Origin of the sequence: Sediminibacillus albus, assembly GCF_900101125.1 — a bacterium.
Taxonomy (GTDB): Bacteria; Bacillota; Bacilli; order Bacillales; family Amphibacillaceae; genus Sediminibacillus; species Sediminibacillus albus.
In genome coordinates this window covers 57,557-63,917 of the sequence record NZ_FNFL01000010.1, presented here as the reverse complement: position 1 = coordinate 63,917, position 6,361 = coordinate 57,557, and the positions used below count along the sequence as shown (strand labels likewise).

The window sequence follows — 6,361 nt, the reverse complement described above, 5'->3', positions numbered from 1 at the left end:
CTTCATGCGAAGAAAAGTATTACCCGGTATTAGCCCCGGTTTCCCGGGGTTATCCCAGTCTTACAGGCAGGTTGCCCACGTGTTACTCACCCGTCCGCCGCTCGTTCCACAGCTTTCACCCCGAAGGGGTCCGGTTGCTTCACGCGCTCGACTTGCATGTATTAGGCACGCCGCCAGCGTTCGTCCTGAGCCAAGATCAAACTCTCCATAAAATATGAGCTTGCTTGCTCGTTCAAAAAACTAGCTTGTTTCTTACTTGACATACTGGTTGTTTTGTTCAGTTTTCAAAGATCAAAAATTTGTGTGTCGCTCAAAATGGCGACTTAATAAATATAACATGTTGCGAACATTAAGTCAACAACTTTTTTCAAATTCATTTTTCGGTTTGTCGCAAAAAGCAAGTTAGTTATTAATGCAACGCTTAATAATTTACCATGATTATTAACTGAAAGCAAGAGTAAAATTCAAAGAAATAAATGGTAATTATCGTTGCTTAGAAACGCCTCATCAGGCAATAGGTAAGCCCATTACATTTTACAGTAATGGGCTTTGCAAATTATATATACCTATTGTTTCTCTCTGTTTCTCATTTGAGGGAAGAGCAGGACGTCGCGGATTGATGGAGCATTGGTCAAGAGCATAACCAGCCGATCAATGCCAATTCCCAGTCCACCTGTTGGAGGCATACCATACTCTAATGCTTCCAGGAAGTCATCATCCATTTCGTGTGCTTCATCATTCCCTTGTTCCTTCTCTCTAACCTGTGCCTCGAATCGCTCTCTTTGATCGATTGGATCATTTAATTCAGAGAATGCATTGGCATGCTCTCTGCCAACAATGAATAATTCAAACCGATCGGTGAAGCGACTGTCCTCTGGATTTTTCTTAGCCAGCGGGGAAATTTCTACTGGATGACCATAAACAAAAGTAGGTTGAATCAACTTCTCTTCTACTCTTTGTTCAAAGAACTCATTTACTATATGACCAAATGTCATCGTTTCTTTTATTTCAATCCCATTTTCTTTTGCTAACGCTTTTGCTTCTTCATCACTCATTTGTTTCCAAAAATCAACGCCAGTATATTCCTTCACTGCGTCCACCATGTGAAGTCGTGTCCATTGTGGTTCAAGCTTAACTTCATGATCTCCATAATGGACGGTTGTCTTTCCTAACACATCTTTGGCGATGTGGGCTACCATATTTTCAACCAATGACATCACGTCATGAAAATCAGCATACGCCTCATACAGCTCAAGCATAGTGAACTCCGGGTTGTGTCGGGTGGATACACCCTCATTCCGGAAAACTCGCCCGATTTCATAGACCTTTTCCATTCCGCCAACAATCAGGCGTTTTAAGTGCAATTCAATCGCTATTCGCATATAAAGCGAAATATCCAGTGCGTTATGATGAGTGATAAATGGACGGGCAGAAGCACCACCGGCGATTCCATGCATCATTGGCGTTTCTACTTCAAGAAAGCCGCTTTCATCTAAATAGCGCCGCATTGATTGAATAATTTTACTTCTAGTTAAAAATGTTTCTTTGCTTTCAGGGTTTGTTATTAAGTCTAAGTAACGTTGGCGATATCGCTGTTCTACATCCTTCAATCCATGGAACTTTTCTGGAAGCGGACGAAGGGATTTTGTTAGCATAGAAAAACTAGTCGCCTTAACAGATAATTCTCCTACCTTGGTTTTAAATACCGTGCCTGTTACCCCTACAATATCTCCCATATCTGCCGTATTGAACAATTCGTATATTTCTTCTCCCACTTTGTCTTTTCGTACATATAGCTGGATTTGACCGCTTAAATCCTGAATATGAGCAAAACCAGCTTTTCCTTTTCCGCGCTTCGTCATGATTCTTCCAGCAACGGTGGTTTCTATTGCTTTTTCTTCTAATTCCTCTTTTGAAAAACTATCGTAAGCCTCTTTTAAGTCTTCGGCTAGATGGGTCCGTTCAAATTTAGCGCCGAAAGGATCAAGGCCTTTTTCACGGTAATTTTGTAATTTTTCCCTGCGCACGCGCATAAGGTCATTTAACTCTTCTGTCATCGGTCTCACTCCATTTAGAGATTAGATTTCACAGCCAGGCGTTTCCAATTAAAAAACTGCCAGTAAGGCACTGGCAGCATTCTTTACTTAGTTGTTAGTATAGAAAAGGTGCTGCAAAGTGTCAATGTGAAACACTTCTACGAAACTTTCGCTTTTCCTTCGAGGTCCCTTGCAAAACTGTGCAGAATACCCGAGTCTCGATCTGATTGATTTGGCTTCTGTTTTTTTATAGTAATTTCAACTATATTAAACATATATAGCCTGCTTTTTATTTTTTAATATATTTATCCTCTTTAGGAGCCAGTTCTTCGATAGTAATTCCTAAAGCAGCAGTAATTTGATTCAGTAATTCCCAGCCGGGCTTCCGGGTTCCGCGTTCCACTTCTCCAATTATCGAAACTGAGATACCCAGTTTATGAGCAAATTGTATTTGTGTATATCCTTTTAATTTACGATAAGCCTTTATTCTTCTTCCCCATTCTTTTTCACCCATGTCATTACTCCCTTTTTCTCTGTTGTCGGCATCTCATCCAGAATTTCTGAAACACTTTTGTTTTGCGTAGGGATAATGATATCCGGATTGACATCCTGTAAGGGGATCAGTACAAAAGCTCGTTCGTGCATTCTAGGATGAGGTACAAATAGTCGCTCTGATTTAATATTTTCTTGATTATAGAGCAAAATGTCAAGGTCCAATGTGCGAGGCCCCCACCGCTTTTCTCTTTTTCTTCCCAGCCCGCCCTCGATCGATTGGCACAAATCCAAGAGCGGCAAAGGATTGAGCTTTGTACTTATTTCCACTACCATATTCAAAAAATTATTTTGATTTGTATAACCGACCGGAAGTGTTTCATAAATCGCTGATTGATGGACAACTTCAATACCGCTATGTTCATTCAAAGCTGTTATTGCTTTTTCTAAATACATTTCCCTTGGTGCAATATTCGATCCCAGAGCAACATAAGCCGAATTCATTGGCTGCGCTCCCGGTAAATTTCGATGGCCACCGAGTTGTAATGGCCAGGAATGGGAGGGTCAGGTTTTATAACCTTTATTGTGCAAGCCATTAACTTATCAAATTCAGACAGCAGACTCGCGGATATCTTCTCAGCTACATTCTCAATCAGCTTACTAGCTTCTCCCTCGACAATTTCTTTTGTCACTTGATAAATACGTCCATAATCGATTGATTCATCCATGTTATCTGTTTGTCCAGCTTTCTTCAAGTCGAGCTCTAATGCGAGATCAACTAGAAACCTCTGCCCTAATTTGTTTTCTTCAGGAAATAATCCATGATAACCGTAGAATTCCATCTTATTCAAATAAATTTTATCCAATGGTACCCCTCCCCTTGCCAATCAAAGCATCCATCATTTTAGCCATGTCATGGATCATGCCCACGTTGTGAACCCGGACAATATTTACTCCTTTGCTAATGCCAAAACAAACGGTAGCACCAGTGCCTGCATCTCTTTGTTCTGGAGGCACATCTATAATTTTCCCTATCATTGATTTACGGGATGTCCCTAACAGTACGGGGTAGCCAAGCTCCGACAACCGGTCTAAATGCTGCATGACCGTGATGTTATCTGCTGCCGTTTTTGCAAATCCAATGCCAGGGTCTAAAATAATATTTTCATTTTTCACTCCTGCCTGCAAAGCGATATGTATACTTTCCTGCAAATCCTGCTTCATGTCTTCAATAATAGTAGTGTAATAGGCATTATCCCTATTATGCATCAATATTATCGGAACATTACATTCGGCAGCTACATGTGCAATTTCCGGATCCTTTTTTGCTCCCCAAATATCATTAATAATGGAGGCGCCTGCTTCGATAGCCTGCCTGGCGGTCTCCGATTTATAAGTATCTATTGAAATTGGCAGCTGGACATTTTCTTTTACAGCCTGGATGATTGGCAGTACTCTATTCAGTTCCTCTTCAATTGAAATTGGTTCATGCCCAGGTCTTGTCGATTCTCCGCCTATATCGATAATGTCAGCCCCTTCCCTTTCCATTGCAAGAGCCTGCTCAACAGCAGCGTCAACCTCTTTGTATTTACCTCCATCGGAAAATGAGTCGGGAGTGATGTTCAAGATACCCATCACTAACGTTTTTTCGCTTAAATTATATTGTCTTTCCTTGGTATTCAGCCAGTATGGCACTATACTTCATTCCTTTACTTAATCGTTACGTTCATTTTACAACAACTAACAAAATACTTCACTAACCAATCAAGACAGTAAATAGACTGCAAGCAACAGAGCAGAAAAAAACCCCGCTTTTCAGCGGGGCAGAATTGCATTTATTCATTTTCATCGAATTGGTAAAGAGGAGTAGAAAGGTATCTCTCTCCGTTACTTGGAATGACAACCAATACCTTTTTACCTTTTCCAAGTTTGTTAGCCACTTGTTTTGCGGCAAAAATGGCAGCACCGGAAGAAACGCCTCCTAACAACCCATCTTTTTTGGCAGCCTCTCTGGCTGTTGCGTAGGCATCTTCATTACTTACCTGAATTACTTCGTCATATACAGCAGTATCTAATACTTCCGGAACAAAACCAGCGCCAATCCCTTGAATCTTATGCGGACCAGGATTTCCTCCTGATAAAACAGCAGAAGCTTCAGGCTCTACTGCGTATATCTTGATGTCCTGGTATTTTTCTTTTAACACTTTCCCTGCACCAGTAATCGTACCTCCTGTACCAATTCCCGATACAAAAGCATCTAATTGGTCACCCATTTGCTGTATTATTTCTTTTCCGGTCGTGCGGGCGTGCACAGCAGGATTCGCCACGTTATTAAATTGCTGGGGCATGAAGTAACCATTGGCTTCTTGTAATTCTCCAGCCTTTTTAATTGCTCCTTTCATCCCTTCCGCGCCCGGTGTAAGTACTAGCTCTGCACCATAAGCGCGCAATAAATTACGCCGTTCCACACTCATCGTATCTGGCATAACCAGAATAGCTTTATAACCTTTAATCGCAGCAACCAATGCCAACCCAATTCCTGTGTTGCCGCTGGTTGGCTCAATAATGGTATCTCCTGCTTTAATATGTCCATCTTCCTCTGCCGCTTCTATCATTGCTAAGGCAATACGATCTTTAACTGAACTGCCCGGATTCATAAATTCTAACTTAGCATAAATTTCCGCGCCATCCTCATCGGTTGTGCGATTCAATTTAACAATAGGGGTGTTACCTATTAATTCAGCAATTGATTGAGCTACTTTCATTGTTTACCCACTCCCAATTCCTAGTATTTTTGTTGGATTTATACTCAATGTAATGAATTCAAGCCCAAAAGTCAACTGATTCGCTGACAATTCACAGACAATTATAACTATTCAGCGACTGCTTTTTTCATGACTTGATTATAAATTAAGAACAGAACCATCCGAAATGGTTCTGTTGCTCTATATTTATCGCCCTATTCCGTTTTCAATCCTTCAAGTTCTTCTGCCGAAAAATGATATTGCTCATTACAGAAATGGCAAGTTGCTTCTGCTCCGCCATCTTCTTTTATCATTTGTTCTATTTCCTCATCCCCAAGACTTTTAAGTGCATTTTCCACCCGCTCTTTGGAGCACTGGCATTTGAAATGAATCGGGAGCTTTTCATGTAACTTTAAATTTTCTTTTCCGAGCAGTTTTTCTAAAATCTCTTCAGGCGTATTTCCATCCCTGACAAGACTCGAAATAGAGGGTATCTTATGAATGCGTTGTTCCATCAAATCAATCGTCCCATCATCTGCTCCAGGCATTACTTGTAAAATAAAGCCTCCCGAGGCGAGAATCGTGTGATCCGGATTCACTAATACGCCAGCACCAACTGCCGAGGGGATTTGCTCTGAATTAACAAAATAATACGTAAAGTCTTCACTAACTTCTCCGGAGACAATTGGTACTTGTCCGGTAAAATGCTCTCGCATGCCTAAATCCTTTACAATACTTAAATTACCCTGGGTACCTACAGCTCTAGCAACGTCCAGCTTGCCTTTTTCATTTAAATCAAAATCAACATGCGGGTTGGTAATATATCCTCTTACTTCTCCTTTGGCGTTCCCATCAGCAATGACAGGGCCAACAGGACCATCACCTTCCAGTTTAACAGTCAATTTATCATCGCCCTTTAGCATTGCCCCCATCATGGAAGTAATCGTGATTGTTCTTCCGATGGCGGCAGATGCTGTTGCCCAAGTGTCATGCCGTCTTCTAGCTTCCTCCACGGTTTCTGTAGACTGGACAGCATATGCTCTCACTGTCCCATTAAATGCAGTCGCTTTAATTAAATAGTCACTCATG

At 41.2% G+C, this 6,361-nt stretch carries 7 protein-coding genes and 1 rRNA gene; all 8 read right to left on the bottom strand.

Features of this window, described 5'->3' with window-relative positions; genetic code table 11:
• A 16S ribosomal RNA gene (locus tag BLR93_RS17640) occupies positions 1 to 212 on the bottom strand; the annotation flags it as partial.
• Between the two features lie 354 nt (positions 213 to 566).
• Positions 567 to 2,057 carry a lysine--tRNA ligase gene (gene lysS / locus BLR93_RS17635; protein WP_093217529.1) on the bottom strand — a complete coding sequence of 497 codons (1,491 nt, stop codon included), beginning with the start codon at positions 2,055 to 2,057 and terminating at the stop codon, positions 567 to 569.
• Positions 2,058 to 2,325: 268 nt separating this feature from the next.
• Entirely contained in the window at positions 2,326 to 2,550 is a 225-nt protein-coding gene (locus BLR93_RS17630; protein ID WP_093217527.1) for a helix-turn-helix domain-containing protein, read from the bottom strand.
• Complete coding sequence (gene folK / locus BLR93_RS17625) at positions 2,520 to 3,032, bottom strand: 2-amino-4-hydroxy-6-hydroxymethyldihydropteridine diphosphokinase (RefSeq protein ID WP_093217524.1); 513 nt, start codon at positions 3,030 to 3,032, stop codon at positions 2,520 to 2,522. The genes BLR93_RS17630 and folK overlap by 31 nt, the downstream gene beginning before the upstream one ends.
• The gene (gene folB, locus BLR93_RS17620) at positions 3,029 to 3,394 is read right to left on the bottom strand and encodes a dihydroneopterin aldolase (protein ID WP_093217522.1); all 366 of its coding nucleotides are present in this window, start codon (positions 3,392 to 3,394) and stop codon (positions 3,029 to 3,031) included. Before folB ends, folK begins: the two co-directional genes overlap by 4 nt.
• Complete coding sequence (gene folP / locus BLR93_RS17615) at positions 3,387 to 4,163, bottom strand: dihydropteroate synthase (protein ID WP_093217545.1); 777 nt, start codon at positions 4,161 to 4,163, stop codon at positions 3,387 to 3,389. Before folP ends, folB begins: the two co-directional genes overlap by 8 nt.
• 200 nt (positions 4,164 to 4,363) lie before the next feature.
• The gene (cysK, locus tag BLR93_RS17610) at positions 4,364 to 5,293 is read right to left on the bottom strand and encodes a cysteine synthase A (protein ID WP_093217520.1); all 930 of its coding nucleotides are present in this window, start codon (positions 5,291 to 5,293) and stop codon (positions 4,364 to 4,366) included.
• 194 nt (positions 5,294 to 5,487) lie between these two features.
• On the bottom strand, positions 5,488 to 6,360 hold the full coding sequence (hslO, locus tag BLR93_RS17605) for an Hsp33 family molecular chaperone HslO (protein ID WP_093217517.1): 873 nt from the start codon (positions 6,358 to 6,360) through the stop codon (positions 5,488 to 5,490).
• Position 6,361 lies beyond the last annotated feature (1 nt).